Source organism: Mycobacterium kyogaense (assembly GCF_036946525.1).
Lineage (GTDB): Bacteria > Actinomycetota > Actinomycetes > Mycobacteriales > Mycobacteriaceae > Mycobacterium > Mycobacterium kyogaense_A.
In genome coordinates, this window is sequence record NZ_JAQIIY010000008.1 from 129,981 (window position 1) to 144,928 (window position 14,948).

The following is a 14,948-nucleotide window of genomic DNA, read 5'->3' on the forward strand; positions in this document are numbered from 1 at the left end:
AGAGGTGTCGGCAATGCCCGCGGTGTGGAACGGTGATCCGCTGTGGCTCGCCGATGTGTTGCGCGCCGAAAGCCTCGATGTGGCGGAGTTCCCGGGCTGGCGCGGCCGCGGTCACGGCGATTTCGCCGACATCCGCGGCGTGATGGTGCACCACACAGGCTCGGATGCTGCGTCAGCGGAATCCATCGCACGTGGCAGGCCCGATCTGCCCGGTCCGCTGTCCGCGCTGCACATCGCGCGCACCGGCACCGTGACCGTGGTGGCGGCGGGGGTCTCCTGGCACGCCGGCGAGGGCTCGTACCCGTGGTTGCCCGTCAATGGCGCGAATCGGCACATGATCGGCATCGAGTGCGCGAACAGCGGGACGAGCCCGACGGCGCCGCATCGCACGCACTGGCCCGACGCTCAGTACGTCGCTCTGGTGCGGAGCTGCGCGGCGATCTGTCGTCGGCTGGGTCGATCGGCCGACCGGGTCATCGGGCACAAGGAGTACGCCGGCCGCGCCCAGGGAAAATGGGATCCCGGCGCGATCGACATGACGGTTCTGCGCCGCGACATCGCCGACGCTCCGGCCATCCCGCGGCCGCCCGGCGACGAGTACGCCGACATCCTGCTGCAGCGCGGATCTCGCGGTCCGCAGGTCGCCGAACTGCAGCGCCGCCTCAAAGCCGCCTACGCCGGCTACGCGGGGGAGCTCGTGGTGGACGGCGTCTTCGGGCCCCATACCGAAGCCGTTGTCAGGGAATTCCAGCGCCGCACACCAGGTCTGGCGGTGGACGGCATCGTCGGACCGGCGACGGCCCGGGCGCTGCGGCTGCGTGTGGTCAGCGTGTCCGGCTGACCTCGACCGGGATGCCGTTGAGTGCGCCGTTGCCCGACGGTTCGTCCAGGAAGTCCACGGGCGACAGCACGTTGGTGTTGACGCCAGGGGAGCTGTTGGCCACGCCCAGACGGGTGCCCGTCTTGCCGTGGCCCCAGCCGTGCGGCATCGAGACCACGCCGCGTTTGATGTCCTCGGTGAGCTCGGCGGGCACGTCGATGCTGCCGCCGGACGACGTGACGGTGACGACATCGCCGGCGGCAATCCCCCGCAGGTCGGCGTCCTCGCAATGGATCAGCAGCGTGCAGCGGTCGCGGCCCTTCATCAGCGGTCCCACGTTGTGCAGCCAGGAGTTGTTGGAGCGCAGGTGCCGACGGCTGACCAGGACGAGGCCGGCCGGCGCGCGGTTCAGCCGCCGAGCGAGCCGCGGCAGATCGTCGGTCAGGTAGGGCGGTGCCAACCGGATCTTTCTGTCGGCGGTCCCGAGGATGTCCGGGACGCGCGGCACCATCGGGCCGAAATTGATCCCGTCGGGGTGCTCTCTGAGCGTCGCCAAGGTCAGTCCGCCGGGATTCTCGCCGTAGCGGTCTCCAAAGGGGCCTGTACGCAAGGTGAGGTCGAGGATGCGTTCGGGCCCACCATGCTCGTAGTGGGCCCGCACCGTCGCGCCGTCGAGTCCCTGGGTGAAGCACAGGTAGTCGAAGAAGCCGTCGTCGATCGCGCCGACGTCGACGTCCTCGGCAGGTGTGCCGGTGCAAAGGCCGGTGAGCCGGATCAGGATCTCCCATTCGTCCGGTGCCGATGGATCCGGTTTGGTGAACACGGGCGGCGAGTAGTTGGCGACGCTGTTGACGGCGAAGTGCAGGATGAGGTCGTCGTGGTGCGGCTGCTCCAGAGGCGACGGCCCCGGCAGGATCACGTCGGCGTGGCGGGTTGTCTCGTTGAGCCACAGGTCGATCGAGATCATCGCGTCGAGCAGGGGGAGTGCGTCGTCGAGGCGGTCTCCGGCCGGGGTGGACAGGACCGGATTCCCGGCGACGGTGATCAGCGCCTTGATCTGGCCCTCGCCGGGTGTGGCGATCTCCTCGGCCAGACATGACACCGGGACCTGTCCCAGCACTTCCTTCGCGCCGCGCACCCGTGTGCGGAAGCGGCCGAACTCGGCGGCACCGTCTTCGAGGCCGGGGATGGGTTGTACCGTCACCGACCAGGCCGCCGCGGTGGGGAACATGGCCCCGCCCGGGGTGTCGAAGTGTCCGGTGAGGATGTTGACGACGTCGACGAGCCAGCTCGCCAGGCTGCCGAACTCCTGGTTGCAGGTCCCGATGCGGCCGTACACGACTGCGCGAGGTGTGCTGCTCAGTTGCCGAGCCAGCTCGCGGATGCGGTCGGCGCTGATGCCGGTCACCGCGGACACACGTTCGGGCGGCCAGTCCGCGGCGAGGGAGCGCAGCGTCTCGACCCCGCCCAGGTGCGGTTCCAGCGCCCCGAGTGTCACCAGATCGTCGGCGAACAACGTGTGCACCACGGCGAGGAGCAGCGCGGCGTCGGTGCCCGGGGTGATGGGAAGCCATTCGTCGGCGCGCTCGGCGGTTCGGGTGCGGACGGGGTCGACGACGATCACGCTGCCGCGACGGCGGACACCCTCGATGAGACCCATGACGTCGGGCGCTGCGAGCAACGAACCCTGTGACGCAGCAGGATTGGCGCCCATGACGACGAGGAGGTCGGTGCGCTCGATGTCGGGTACGGGGAACGTCCACCAGCCGCCGTACATCAGATGCGACGACAGGTTTTTCGGCCATTGATCGACCGTGCCGGGCGAGTAGGTCAGGGGCATTCCCGAGAGTCCGAGAAGCACTCCTGCGTAGCGCGCCAGCGAGAACGAATGGGCAAGCGGGTTGCCGGTGTAGGCGGTGACGGCAGCGATCCCGTGTTCGGCGATGACGGGCGCCAGCAGTTCGGTGCACCGTGCGAACGCGGTGTGCCAGTCCACCTCGCGCCATTGCCCGTCGATTTTGATCATCGGCGTCCGGATCCGGTCGGGATCGTCGTGCACCGCGCCCAGGGAGGCACCCTTGGGGCAGATGTGGCCGTGGCTCCATACGTCGTCCCGATTGGGCCGGATGTCGCTCACGCGGCCCTCGTTGACCCGAATCTGCAAGCCGCACATGGCTTCACACAGTGGACACGTGTAGAGGTGAAGTCCGTCTTCGCCGATGCCCGCCAGTTGGTCAGTGTCCGTCATCGAACCCCCTGTGTCGTGACACACTGTATCGACAATCGGCGGATGGGGGTGAGCTTTCGTGGATGGATCTGCGGTGGACAGAGCGGCACCGAGCGCACGGCGACGCAACGGGTCGCGCCGCGACCCGGCGATCGATGTGTCCGTCCTCGAGGCCGCCCGCGCCCTGTTGGTGACGCGGGGTTACGCGGCGACGTCCATCGACCTGATCGCTGCGACCGCCAAGGTGAGCCGGCCGGCCATCTACCGCCGCTGGCGCACCAAGGCGCACCTCATCCACGAGGCGGCGTTCCCGGATCTCGGCGCGGCACCCCAGGAGGACGACCTGGCGGCGGAGATCACCCGCCTGTGCCGAGGTGCATTGGCCATGTACGCCGATCCTGTTGTGCGCGAGGCGATTCCGGGACTACTTCAGGGTCTGCGGCTGGAACCGGCGATGCGCAGACTGATCAACGACCGGCTGGAAGCTGCGGCGCGCCGCAACCTCGCCGAACACCTGGCGCGCTCCGACGCCGCTCGACCCGGCGTCGACGCCGATACCGTCATGGACATCATCGCCGGGGCAGCGTGGTACGCGGTATGTGTGCGCAAGGTGACCGACCTCGACGATGCGGCCGCGAAGCTGGCGGACCTGGTGCTCGGCGGGGTGCTCCACTCCCCTCAGAGCCGCCCGACCTGACGGAGACCTTCGGCGGTGTCGGCGATCGTCTCGGCCGGATCGCGCCAGTGCAGCCCGAAGTCGCGCGTGCTCGGCGCGTCGTCGGAGGCCGGCATCTGTGTGTAGTACTGCATGGCTGCGGAATTGATCGGCGTCTCGAACGGAAGGAACGGACCCACGAGGTCGAAGACGCGGCCGGCGCTGCGCAGCGCCACATCGGGCACCGGGACGACGGCGAGTGTGCGGTTGGTGGCGCGACCGATCATCTGCGCCAGCTGATCCACCGACACACGCTGACCGCCCGCCATGTAGCGCCGTGGCCCGCGACCCGGCTCGAGGAGCGCGACATGCAGGTCGGCCAGGTCGCGCACGTCGATGACGATCCAGCCGGCCCCACGGCCGGGCACCGCATGCATCTTGGCCGAGGCTTCCACGCCTTCGGCCGCCTCGCCGAACTGATCGCCCGCGGGCGGACCGAGCACCATGCCGGGGTAGGTGATGTTCACCGGCGCGCCGCCGTCCTGCAGGCCACGCGCGTACGCCTCCACGGCGGCCTTGGAGCGGCCGTAGCCGTCGCTGCCGCCCACCACCGGTAGGTCGGCGTGCAACACGTCGAGGTCGGGGCGGAACAGTGCCGTGAAGCTCGAGACGTGCACGATCGGGTCGATTCCGGCGGCCGCGGCGCCACCGAGGACGTTGCGCGCGCCCTCGAGGTTGGTGTGCAGCATCTCGTCGGCCCGGCTCGGATCGGTCGACACCATGGCCGCGCAGTGGATCACGGCGTCGCAGCCCTCGAGCGCGGCTTCCGTGCTCTCGCTGTCGGCGATGTCGCCGAGCACGTGGTCGTCGATGTCCACGCCGATCTTCGCCGCGCTGGTGGCCAGCCTGCCGGCGTTGCGGACCAGGAAGCGCACCTGGTGTCCGGCGTCCTGCGCGGCCTTCGCGGTCCACGCGCCGACGAAGCCGGTGCCGCCGGTGATCAGTACTTTCATGTGCCCTCCGATTCCACGACGCGCCCTATACCCGTTTTCCGTCCGCGCGCCCCAGGTGGGAGCGCCTGATCATGATCAGGTTGCCACACCGCCCGTAGCGGAGTTGACGGCCGTCAATTGGTTTGTCGGATGTGTCCTTCGCGGCGACCCTGCTGCTATACGTTGACCGGGTGTCCACGCCGCAACCGCTCCTGGAAAGCCCCGCCGACCTGACCGTCGAATGGCTCAGCGCCGCACTCGAGCGCGACGTGTCGAGCTTCTCGGTCACCCGCATCGGCACCGGACAGATGAGCGAGTGCTACCGGGTGGACGTGCAGTACGCGTCTGCAGGCGAGGGTCCGGCATCGGTGGTCCTGAAGGTGGCCGCGGCCGATCCGAGTAGCCGCCAGACCGGTCTGGCGATGGGGCTCTACGAGCGTGAGGTCCGTTTCTACACCGACGTTGCACCGGGTCTCGGTGGTCCGGTCGCGCCCTGTCATCACGCGGCGTACGACAGCGCGACGGGGGCCTTCGATCTGCTGCTCGACGACGCCGCTCCCGCGACTGTGGGTGACGAGATCCGCGGGGCCACCCGCGATCAAGCGGACCTGGCGATGCAGCAACTCGGCCGGGTGCACGCTCCGCTGCTGGGCGACGAGGCGCTGGCCGACGCGGCGTGGCTCAACCGGGAGTCGCCGGTCAACCAGGGACTGATCAGTGCGCTGTACGCCGGCTTCATCGACCGCTACTCCGACCAGGTGTCGCCTGAGCATCGCGCAGTGTGCGAGCAGTTCGTGGGTGCATTCGACGCGTACACGGCAGCAGAGGCCGAGAACGGTCGGCGCGGCCTGGTACACGGCGACTTTCGGTTGGACAACATGTTGTTCGGCCAACCGGGTGCCGACCGACCGTTGACCGTCGTCGATTGGCAGACGGTGACGTGGGGCCCGGCGTTCACCGATGTGGCCTACTTCCTCGGGTGCGCTCTGCCCATCGACGAGAGGCGCGCCCGGTACGACGAGTTGCTCGCGACCTATCACGATGCCCTCGGCGGCTCTGCCGGTGTTTCTGTGGACGAAGTGCGCGAGGGGGTGCGGCGGCAGAGCTTCTTCGGGGTTCTGATGGCCATCGTGTCACCGATGCTGGTGGAGCGGACCGCTCGGGGTGACGAGATGTTCATGGCGATGATCGCGCGGCACTGCCAGCATGTCCTCGACACCGATGCGCTGTCGCTGCTCCCGCCGCCGTCCACGCCAGAACCGTTGCAGCCGAACACGTCCGACGAGGGACGGCACACGCCGACCGACGAGCCGCTGTGGAGTGAGAGCTGGTACTTCGACTTCGTCGACGCGGCCCAGGAGGTCGGCGGCTGGTTCCGGCTCGGTCTCATCCCCAATCAGGGCCACGCGTGGGTGAACGGTCTGCTGTGCGGCCCGGGCCGTCCGACTGTGGCGGTGCTGGACTTCGAGGCACCGTTGCCCGACGACCACACCGTGGTGGCTGCCGATGGTGCCGAGTTCACCATGGAGGTCGCCGAACCGCTCGTCCGCTTCTCCGTGACCCTGCGCGGCCGGGGGGAGGCTCATGACGATCCGGGCGCGCTGCTGCGCGGCGAGGCGGGCAGGCCCGTCGATGTCGCCGTGGACCTCGAGTGGACGAGCGACGGGACGCCCTTCCAGTACCGGGTGTCGCCACGTTACGAAATCCCGTGCCGGGTCTCGGGCACGGTCACGGCCGACGGGCACACCTACGCCATCGCCGACATCGCCGGGCAGCGCGACCATTCCTGGGCGTCGCGGGACTGGTGGGGGATGGACTGGGTGTGGAGTGCGCTCCATCTCGACGACGGGACGCATCTGCACGGTGTGGACATCCGTATCCCCGGTGCACCCGCGCTGTCGGTGGGGTACTGCCAACGCGGTGGTGAATCACTGGTCGAGCTGACCAAAGTCGAAGCGCGCGAGACTGTCTGGGACGGTGAGCGTCCCGTTTCGGCTGTGGTCGATTACGACGGCCTCACCGCGACGATCACGACCGTGGGTCATGCTCCGGTGCTGCTGACCTCTCCCGACGGTCGGCTCAGTCGATTCCCGCGGTCCTGGGCCACGGTCACCACTGATGACGGTCGCACCGGGACCGGGTGGATCGAATGGAATCGCAGCCAGGGCTGACGATCTCCTCAGCTGGGGCGGTTCATCTCGAACCGCGCCTCTGGCAGCACGTCGAAGTAGGTCGCCGGTCCGCCGGCACGCAGGATGGGGCGCGCTGCTGCGGTGTCGTAGACGCCGTCCACCAGGTACTGCCGGTCGATGTGGACGGCGACGACCTGGCCCAGCACCAGCCACGTGTCTACCGGCGAGCTGTCCCGGTCGTGAAGCTGAATGAGTTGCGTCAGAACGCATTCGAAATTAACGGGGCTCTCGAGAACCCGTGATGGCTTGACCTCGACGGAGTCCACGGGGGTGAGGCCGCCCAGGGTGAACTCGTCGACGTCGGGGTCTGCGCTCGCCGCGGTCTCGTTCATCGCCTCGGCGACCGGGCGGCAAGCGAGGTTCCACACGAACTCGCCGGTGGCCTCGATGTTGGCGACGCTGTCCTTCCACCCGATCGAGGCGAAGCCGATCACCGGCGGGTAGTAGTTGAATCCGTTGAAGAAGCTGTAGGGGGCCAGGTTCGGTGCGCCCTTTGCGCTCACGGTGGAGATCCAGCCGATCGGACGCGGCCCGATGATGGCGTTGAACGGATCGTGGGGGAGCCCGGTGCCGTCTGCGGGGCGGTAGAAATGCGCATCGGACATTGCCATCGGGGCAGTCAATCACAGAGTGGGTGCGCGGGAGAAAACGCCGAAAAAGAGAGACCGAAAGCCGCAACCTCTGTGGTCTCTCGCTGTGACCGCACTACGTGCAGGATCCGCGCGGACTCACGCTAACACCACGAGTCATCGCGCGTTGCGCAACTTCACCAGTGACACGAGCCCCATGTCGTAGAGCGCCGCGGGCGGGAATTGCCGGAAGCCACGAACACCTGAGGTCCGAGTGCCGGCCTGCACGATCTTGCGCGCAACCCGGTAGTCCAGATCCTTGAGCGAGCCTCTGTCGGTGGTCGCGTCGAGTAATGCCGACACACCGGCGACGGCAAACGGATTGGTGACATCGAGCATGACGTTGGTCGCCACGATCAGGTGGTGGATGCGTCGATCGGGGGTCTCGTCCGCGAGTGTGGCTGCGGCTCCGTCGATTCGGGCGGCGATCCGGGCCACCAGACGCCCGAGCCGGTGAGGCCCCAACGCCACCGTGCCGTCGAAGAGCACCGACATCCCCAGGCAGTCGATGCGATCACGACCGCGGTACGCGGGGTCGACCTGGCAGGGCTGGCCGTGGCCACTGAGTGCAGTCCGCAGATCTTTCGAGATCTTTCTCTTGACTCCGAGCTGGCCGACGAGCACGTCGATGCGTCGGTCCGCCTCGTGAACAGCACTCAGGTCGGGATGCGCGACCAGGAAGTCATCGTTGTAACGGGCGTAGAACACACCGTCGATGTCGGTGATCGCCTCGTCCATGGGCACCACAGCAAGATTGCCGAGTACAGGAACCAGTGGCGTGCCCATCGCCACACCGTTGAGTCGAGTGAATTCCGAGCCGTCCTCACCGCGCACGACTGGTCGGACCAGCGAGGTGATCAGATTCCATGCAGCGCAGCCGATCTGGCCCGAAGGTGTGCCCAGCGAGGCGACCTCACGCACCATGCTCCACAGTGCGGCGTCGGGGCCGACAGGAAGGTTGTCTCCATACTTCTCGAAGTCCGACTGGAGTACGTAGAGCAGCGTACCGCGAGGTCCTCCCCGGCGGCGATGCTCCCGCACGAACGCGGCGAACGCGCGCATCGCGGAGAGATTGGTCAGGCCGGGGAGGTAGGAGTACACGCCGGGCAACCCGCGGCAGCGGGCATTGTGCGACAACAGTCGGAACAACGCGGAGCCCACGACGTGGTCGACGAACGCTGCCGTGTGTGCGGTGCGACGCTTCCCACCGGTCTCCAAGAACCATTGATCGACGGGTTGGGGTCGGTAGGTGGCGTCGGCGATGCTGGAGGCGATGGCACGGGCCAGGGCGCGGCGGTCGGCGGCGGCCGTGAAGTAAGTGATGTGCGGGTGGAACTCTGCGTGACCGAGACCGCGCTCGGCACGCTTGGTGTAGATCCGCAGAATGGTCTCGTCGTAGGTCGTCGGATCGATGAGCCGCCGCTCGATGTCGACGGGTTCAAGAGACACGGTCGACACCACCTTCGGGCCACTCGCCCAGACGCCATTTCCGCAGTGTCTGCAGCCACCCACGGAACTGCTCGGGTTCCGGGTCGGGCGGGAGAACGAAAACCATCCGCACCCTGTTGTGGTGGAAGATGGGCGAAAGCCACCGGTGCGCAACAGAAACCACCAGCGCGTCGTCATCGAGGCTGCGCACCGCCGCGGGCAAGGTCATTGCCAGCAGATCGTCGTCGAGCCTTCGCAGCTCCTGCCGACCACTGCGGGTGCCTACGTCGGCTGCGATACCAGCTGGGAACCTGGACAGGAATTCCGGTGTCAACGTGCGCGGATTCGTCGGCGGCTGCGGCACGCCGGTCAGACCGGCCAACCATGTGTCGTCGACGACGCGGTGCAGCGCTGCGCGACCGTTGTCCGCGCAGTCGCTCCAACACCGTCCGCGGTGCACTGCCCCACCGGTGACGTCCTGGAGCCACAGGTGCAGGCGCGGCTGATCTTCTGGTCCGCGCTCGTAGAAGATCACTGATGTCGCAGACGTGAAGGCCAGAAAACCCCGGCCGTGCAACGCCTGTCGCAACATGTCGACGGCAGCTCTGCGTTGCCGGGCCGGGATCCATTCGGGAACCGAGACCGTCCCGGCCCGCACGGGGCCGGGTTCCTGCGCGATGGCGCGCAGCCAATCCCCCAGGGGCAGTTGGCTCGACGGCGGGGGAGACCGGTCCTGCAGGTGTTGCACGTTGATGTGGACGACGAGCAGGACGAGCATCGCCGCAGTGAGTTCCACGAGATCGGATGCGGGGTTGACGTCGATCCACACCAGCACGAACAACAGACCAGAGAAGACGATCGTCGCGTTGAGCGCACGGAACCGGCCCTCGGCGAACAATCGGATCTGATAGGTGCCGATGAAGCTGCGGGCGAGGAACAATGGGAGAAGGGCGATCAGGAAGGTGAGCGGTACATCGGGCAGGACGAAGACCCCGAGACCGACGGCAAGCGCCCAGAAGTAGACGGTGACCAATGGGGTGACCCACAGCAGCCGATGGAAGAACCACACGCGGTACTCCCGAAGTGCTGGGATGCGCCGTAGCCGTACGAAATCGAAATAGAACACGGCGGTGGTTTCGTAGGCACCCCGCAGCAGCGGCAACACCAGGTAGAAGAACTGGAAGGCGTCGATGTCACGCCATGCCTCGAACCCGGCCGTCAGATCGTAGGAACGAGTGCTGGTGCCGTAGATGCCGGCGATCGCCAGCACGGCTACGGCGTCCAGGCGCAACCCGAGACCAGCGAGTGTCGCCTCGACCGCCTGCCGCAAGGGCAATGCCGGAAGGCGTTGATGCCGTGGGCGCCACCGAGGAGTCAGTCCGTTGAGTCGGTACAAGCGCAGCGTGTAGTGCACTGTGATCCAGATCGAGATCGCATTCGATACGACGATCGCGATGATCACTGCGGCGGTCGGGTAGAACAGCGCGCCGATGCCGAGAACGCTGACCTGCGCGACGGCCGGCGCGAAGAGCGTCCACGGCGGGCGAAAGATCCGTTGAGTGGCGAACATCCCGGAGTGCAGCACTCGCAACGGAATTCGTGCTGCCAGCTCGATCAACACCAGAAATGCGTAGAGGCGCCCCAGGGGGTCGTCTCCAGGTGGAGCCAATGCCAGCAGCGCGGTCGAACCGGCGACAGTCACAACGCCCGCCGTGAGGTAGGACAACCGCAACCACGAGCCGATCTCGGTGGCGACGGCCTCGCGATCACCAGACACCGAGAATGCACGCAGCCGTTCTCGCATGATCTCGAGAAGTCCCCACCACGCACCGCTGACGATGAGGCTGCCCACCCGCAGAATCATCACCGTGAACGCGGCGAGTCCTCCCAGACTCGTAAGGATGATCAGGAACTCGGCGACGTGGACGACGAACGTGATGCCGTCCACGAGAAGGGCATAGCGCAGGCGATACCAGAAGTAGCTCAACATCTTTCCGGTCAGCAAGCACGCATACAGCGACACCGTGCGGTGGTCCTCGCGTCCCGTCCGCTCGAACCACCGGTCGATGTCGTTCACCCGGAAGTCCTCCTGTCGGCACGCTGCTGTGGGAGGCTTGCCCTGTAGAAGGGTGCACCATGGCGCGAGGCGACGTCGCCGTAATGTCGATTTCAGCTGCGCTGGTGGCGATCGTGGTCGCCGCCATCACGTACAGCGTCGTCGCCCTCGACGCAAAGCCCGATCCGTCGGCGATGGTGACCGACGACTCCTCGAGCTGGCTGGTGCTGACCTGGGCGCCCAGCTTCTGCGTCACCGAACCCACCAATCCGGGATGCACATCGGGAGACGCGCAGCGCGCGGGTCAGACGATGCTGCTGCACGGCTTGTGGCCCCAGCCGCCGGACCGACGATATTGCGGCCTCGCGCCCGACGTCGAGGAGACGGCGTTGCCGCGCGTCGACCTCGATCGCGCGGTCAGTCAGGATCTGGCGGCGACGACGGTGAACTCCGCATCGCTGAGCCGACACGAGTGGTACACGCACGGCACGTGCTCGGGTGTCTCTCCGGACAGCTATTTCGGCGACGCCACCGCACTGACCCGGGAAGCTCGCTCGGCGTTCGATCCGATATTCCGCGATGCGGCGGGAGCTCGGTTGACCCTCAACGCACTTCGCGACCGCGTCGACGAGGAACTCGGTATCGGTGCGGGCGGGCGGGTGGGGCTCGGCTGCCGCAAAGCCACCGGTACGGGGTCGCTTGTCGTCGAGGTCCGGCTGTCGTTACCGCCCGTGGTCGCACTGCGCGACGGCGATCGGGTGCGGTCGTTGTCGGAGCTCCTGCAGGCGGCACCACCGATACCGGCACAGTGTCGGCACGGCAGCGTGCCTGCCTGATCGCTGCGTCACGACAGCTTCAGCCGTCGGTGTCCCCGCTCGTGCTACACATTTCTCCGTAGCCGAATAGTAGGAGACGTGATGGCAATCGGTCGGACTCAGCGCTGTGCGTTCCGTACTGTGCGCGCGACGATGCAGCTACTGCTGGCTCCGACCGTGCTCCTCCTCGCCGTCGTACTGGGGTCCTCGGTGCACGCTGAGCCCGCGGCCGTGAGTTCCTGCGCCCCGGCCGACCAGGGATGCGAACTCGCGAGTCGCTTCGAGAATGCGCAGCGGTATCTCGCAGGGCGGCCCGGAACGACCGGGTTCGTGCTTCGAGACCGACTCACCGGCGCCCGGTATCGCAATGCCGATGCGGCAACGCCCATCTGGACCGCCTCGACGATCAAGCTGGCGATGGTGGCCGATCTGCTCTTACGTGAGGAATCCGGCGCAGTACGGCTGACCGCGACCGACAGGCAACAGATGACCGACATGCTGCGCCGCTCCGACAACGCGGCCGCCGACGCGCTGTGGTCTCGCTACGGAGGTCCGTCTGGCGTGTTCAACGCCGACTTCGTCCGGTACGGCATGTCTACCGTGCAGCCGCAGGCCGGTTTCAGCGATGTCTATCCCTACTGGGGCTTCCAGAAAGCCACCGCGGACGACTTCGACGCGATCATGAATGTCGTTCTCACACGACTGAGTCCGACCAACACCGCCGCGGTCGTCGCCGAGATGCAGCGAGTCGTCGATGACCAGCGCTGGGGAGTGTGGGGAGCCGGTGCGGACATGACGCCCGGCAGCAAGAACGGCTGGTCCTCTGAGGCGGGTGGCTGGGTGGTCAACTCCGTCGGTTTCGCCGGGCCGCAACAGCGCTACACCCTGGCGATCATGAACAACCTCGCGGACGAGGGCGGCTACGACGACGGAGTGGAGACCACGACCCGTCTCAGCCAGATCCTTCTCGGGGCGATCTAGCTGGCTCGGTCGACGGGGTCACGTCGTCGCGTCCTGTAATCTACTAAGTGAGATAGTAGATTGAGCGAAAGGCGACGACGTCGATGCAGCAGAGGACGCGGTGGTGGCTCACCGGCATCGTCGTTGTCGTGATCGCCGTCGTCGGGATCGTCGTGCTGAACGTACGGAGTTCACCGGCGCCGGGTCGGGTGGATGCACAAAGTCAGGTTGCAGTCGACTCGCTGCCGGGCGATTCCGCTCCTCCCGGAGAAGTGGTTCGCGAGAGCAGTCGACGACTCAACACCGTTCCCGACAGCGACGTGACGTTCGTCGAGTTCCTCGATTTCGAGTGCGAGGGATGCCGGGCACTGTTCCCGGTGGTCGAACAGCTACGTAGTGACTACGGAGACCGGGTGAACTTCGTCATTCGGTACTTTCCGCTGCCGGGGCACGTCAACTCCGAGCGGGCCGCTCGAGCGGTGGAAGCTGCTGCGCAGCAGGGCAAACTCGAGGACATGTACAAGAAGATGTACGAGACCCAGCAGAGTTGGGGCGAGCAGCGCGTTCCCGCCGATGCGGTGTTCCGGGGTTTCGCCTCCGACATGGGTCTCGACATGACCGCCTACGACGCTGTCTACAGCGATCCAGCGACAACCGCTCGTGTCCAGCTCGACGTCGCTGACGGAAAGGCGCTCGGCGTTGTCGGCACACCGTCGTTCTTCGTCGACGGCACCCGTATTCAACCGAGGAGCTATCAGGACCTCACCGACGCGCTGGACAAAGCACTCGCGGCCTGACCCCGCCGAGCTGTCGGGTCGAAGTCCCGGGTGTGAACATCTACTATTCGGGTACGTAGGTGAAAAGCGTTGACCGACACGACGGATGCGTGGGATGCAGTTGCGATACAGAGGTGGGATCGTTGCCACGAGCCTCGCGCTCGCCGCGGCCGTGCTCGTCACGGTGTCCCAGAGTTCCGCGACGCGTGGTGCCGCCGGGTCCGGGCAATCGGCCGAGACGAGCGAACGCCAGCCGTCGGTCACCACCTCGATGCCCATCTCGATCGCCATCTCGCCGCGGCCGGGTGCACTGAACATCGGAGTCGTCGGGGCGGTGAAAGTGACTGCCACGTCAGGAAAACTGACCGACGTGCGCATGCACAACGAAAGTGGCCGCCCGATCGCCGGGCGAATCGTCGGCGAAGGCAGCGGGTGGGAGCCCACGGAGAAGCTCGGATACGGCCGGACCTACTCGATCGTCGCCACCGGCCGCGGCACTGACGATCGCACCGCGACTGCGGAATCGCGGTTCTCGACCGTCGTGCCCCGTCACCAGGCCGCTGTCACGGTGGGGAGCACGTCCGGTGCACGGCTGGCCGATGGAGGAACCTACGGCGTCGGAACCGTCATCGTCGCCGCGTTCGACCGGCCGATCGTGGATCGCGGCGCCGCTGAACGGAGTCTGACGGTGACGACCTCTCCGAAGGTGGAGGGGGCATGGAACTGGATCACCGATCGCAAGGCTCATTGGCGGCCTCAGCAGTACTACCCGGCCGGCACCCGCGTGTCCGTCGACGCTTCACTGTACGGAATCGACCTCGGCGGTGGAACTTTCGGCGAGGCAGACCGCACGGTCCGATTCTCCATCGGAGAATCCAGGGTCACGATCGCCGACGACGCGACCAAGCAGGTGAGCGTGTACGAAGACGGGACGCTGCTGCGCATGATGCCCACCTCGATGGGGCGCGGAGGAACAGAAACGGTCGGCGGCAAGACCATCGCGTTCTGGACGCAGCCCGGCGTGTACACCGTGATGGACAAGCAGAATCCGGTCTTGATGGACTCGTCCACCTACGGACTGCCGATCGACTCGCCGTCGGGGTACAAGATCAGCGTCCCGTACGCCGTCCGCATCAGTCCTGACGGCATCTATCTCCACGAGCGTGAGGCCACTGTGTGGGCCCAAGGGAACACCAATGTCTCCGCAGGCTGTCTCAATCTGAGTCTCGACAACGCGAGATGGTTCTACGAATTGTCCCGACCCGGTGATGTGGTCGAAGTCCGGAACACGGGCGGTGCACCGCTGGAGCAGTGGCAGAACGGCGACTGGAGCGTGCCGTGGTCGCAGTGGGTCGCCGGTAGCGCTCTGCGATCCTGAACGGTGATGCGTTGCGGCAC

Annotated in this window: 12 protein-coding genes; 7 read left to right on the plus strand and 5 right to left on the minus strand. The window is 66.8% G+C overall.

The genetic code is table 11. The features are described 5' to 3' along the window. The first annotated feature begins 13 nt into the window (after positions 1-13). Complete coding sequence (locus PGN37_RS06380) at positions 14-841, plus strand: peptidoglycan recognition protein family protein (protein WP_335330184.1); 828 nt, start codon at positions 14-16, stop codon at positions 839-841. Here PGN37_RS06380 and PGN37_RS06385 read toward each other — a convergent pair. Then, a complete protein-coding gene (locus tag PGN37_RS06385; protein ID WP_335330185.1) occupies positions 825-3,068 on the minus strand; it encodes a molybdopterin-dependent oxidoreductase in 2,244 nt (747 codons plus the stop codon). The two genes, PGN37_RS06380 and PGN37_RS06385, sit on opposite strands and share 17 nt — an antisense overlap. 73 nt (positions 3,069-3,141) lie before the next feature. On the opposite strand from PGN37_RS06385, the gene PGN37_RS06390 reads away from it, so the two are divergent. Further along, positions 3,142-3,744, plus strand: coding sequence for a TetR/AcrR family transcriptional regulator (locus PGN37_RS06390; protein WP_335330186.1), 603 nt, complete (start codon positions 3,142-3,144; stop codon positions 3,742-3,744). On the opposite strand, the gene PGN37_RS06395 is transcribed toward PGN37_RS06390, so the two are convergent. Next, the gene (locus PGN37_RS06395; protein WP_335330187.1) at positions 3,726-4,715 is read right to left on the minus strand and encodes an SDR family NAD(P)-dependent oxidoreductase; all 990 of its coding nucleotides are present in this window, start codon (positions 4,713-4,715) and stop codon (positions 3,726-3,728) included. The two genes, PGN37_RS06390 and PGN37_RS06395, sit on opposite strands and share 19 nt — an antisense overlap. 170 nt (positions 4,716-4,885) lie before the next feature. On the opposite strand from PGN37_RS06395, the gene PGN37_RS06400 reads away from it, so the two are divergent. Beyond that, positions 4,886-6,865, plus strand: a complete 1,980-nt coding sequence (locus PGN37_RS06400) for a DUF7064 domain-containing protein (RefSeq protein WP_335330188.1) — start codon at positions 4,886-4,888, stop codon at positions 6,863-6,865. Positions 6,866-6,873: 8 nt separating this feature from the next. Here PGN37_RS06400 and PGN37_RS06405 read toward each other — a convergent pair whose 3' ends face one another. The 3 genes from PGN37_RS06405 to PGN37_RS06415 form a co-directional block, all read right to left on the minus strand. Continuing rightward, positions 6,874-7,491: a flavin reductase family protein gene (locus tag PGN37_RS06405; RefSeq protein WP_442932872.1), complete on the minus strand. Its 618-nt coding sequence runs from the start codon at positions 7,489-7,491 to the stop codon at positions 6,874-6,876. Positions 7,492-7,632: 141 nt separating this feature from the next. After that, positions 7,633-8,964, minus strand: coding sequence for a hypothetical protein (locus PGN37_RS06410; protein ID WP_335330190.1), 1,332 nt, complete (start codon positions 8,962-8,964; stop codon positions 7,633-7,635). Further along, complete coding sequence (locus PGN37_RS06415; RefSeq protein ID WP_335330191.1) at positions 8,954-11,020, minus strand: hypothetical protein; 2,067 nt, start codon at positions 11,018-11,020, stop codon at positions 8,954-8,956. Before PGN37_RS06415 ends, PGN37_RS06410 begins: the two co-directional genes overlap by 11 nt. A 59-nt stretch (positions 11,021-11,079) precedes the next feature. Here PGN37_RS06415 and PGN37_RS06420 point away from each other — a divergent pair, with 59 nt between their 5' ends. The 4 genes from PGN37_RS06420 to PGN37_RS06435 all read left to right on the plus strand — a co-directional run bounded on the left by PGN37_RS06420 (position 11,080) and on the right by PGN37_RS06435 (position 14,928). Beyond that, positions 11,080-11,835 (plus strand): ribonuclease T2 family protein, encoded by a 756-nt coding sequence (locus PGN37_RS06420; protein WP_335330192.1) that lies wholly within the window; start codon positions 11,080-11,082, stop codon positions 11,833-11,835. 132 nt (positions 11,836-11,967) lie between these two features. Beyond that, positions 11,968-12,795: a serine hydrolase gene (locus PGN37_RS06425; RefSeq protein ID WP_335330193.1), complete on the plus strand. Its 828-nt coding sequence runs from the start codon at positions 11,968-11,970 to the stop codon at positions 12,793-12,795. Positions 12,796-12,878: 83 nt separating this feature from the next. Then, complete coding sequence (locus tag PGN37_RS06430; protein ID WP_335330194.1) at positions 12,879-13,571, plus strand: DsbA family protein; 693 nt, start codon at positions 12,879-12,881, stop codon at positions 13,569-13,571. 94 nt (positions 13,572-13,665) lie between these two features. Further along, positions 13,666-14,928 (plus strand): L,D-transpeptidase, encoded by a 1,263-nt coding sequence (locus PGN37_RS06435; RefSeq protein ID WP_335330195.1) that lies wholly within the window; start codon positions 13,666-13,668, stop codon positions 14,926-14,928. Positions 14,929-14,948 lie beyond the last annotated feature (20 nt).

Coding starts and splice junctions, on each gene's coding strand:
- PGN37_RS06380 (WP_335330184.1), top strand. CDS start 14: ATGCCCGCGGTGTGGAACGGTGATCCGCTGTGGCTCGCCGATGTGTTG.
- PGN37_RS06385 (WP_335330185.1), bottom strand. CDS start 3,068: ATGACGGACACTGACCAACTGGCGGGCATCGGCGAAGACGGACTTCAC.
- PGN37_RS06395 (WP_335330187.1), bottom strand. CDS start 4,715: ATGAAAGTACTGATCACCGGCGGCACCGGCTTCGTCGGCGCGTGGACC.
- PGN37_RS06405 (WP_442932872.1), bottom strand. CDS start 7,491: ATGTCCGATGCGCATTTCTACCGCCCCGCAGACGGCACCGGGCTCCCC.
- PGN37_RS06420 (WP_335330192.1), top strand. CDS start 11,080: ATGGCGCGAGGCGACGTCGCCGTAATGTCGATTTCAGCTGCGCTGGTG.
- PGN37_RS06425 (WP_335330193.1), top strand. CDS start 11,968: ATGCAGCTACTGCTGGCTCCGACCGTGCTCCTCCTCGCCGTCGTACTG.
- PGN37_RS06430 (WP_335330194.1), top strand. CDS start 12,879: ATGCAGCAGAGGACGCGGTGGTGGCTCACCGGCATCGTCGTTGTCGTG.
- PGN37_RS06435 (WP_335330195.1), top strand. CDS start 13,666: ATGCAGTTGCGATACAGAGGTGGGATCGTTGCCACGAGCCTCGCGCTC.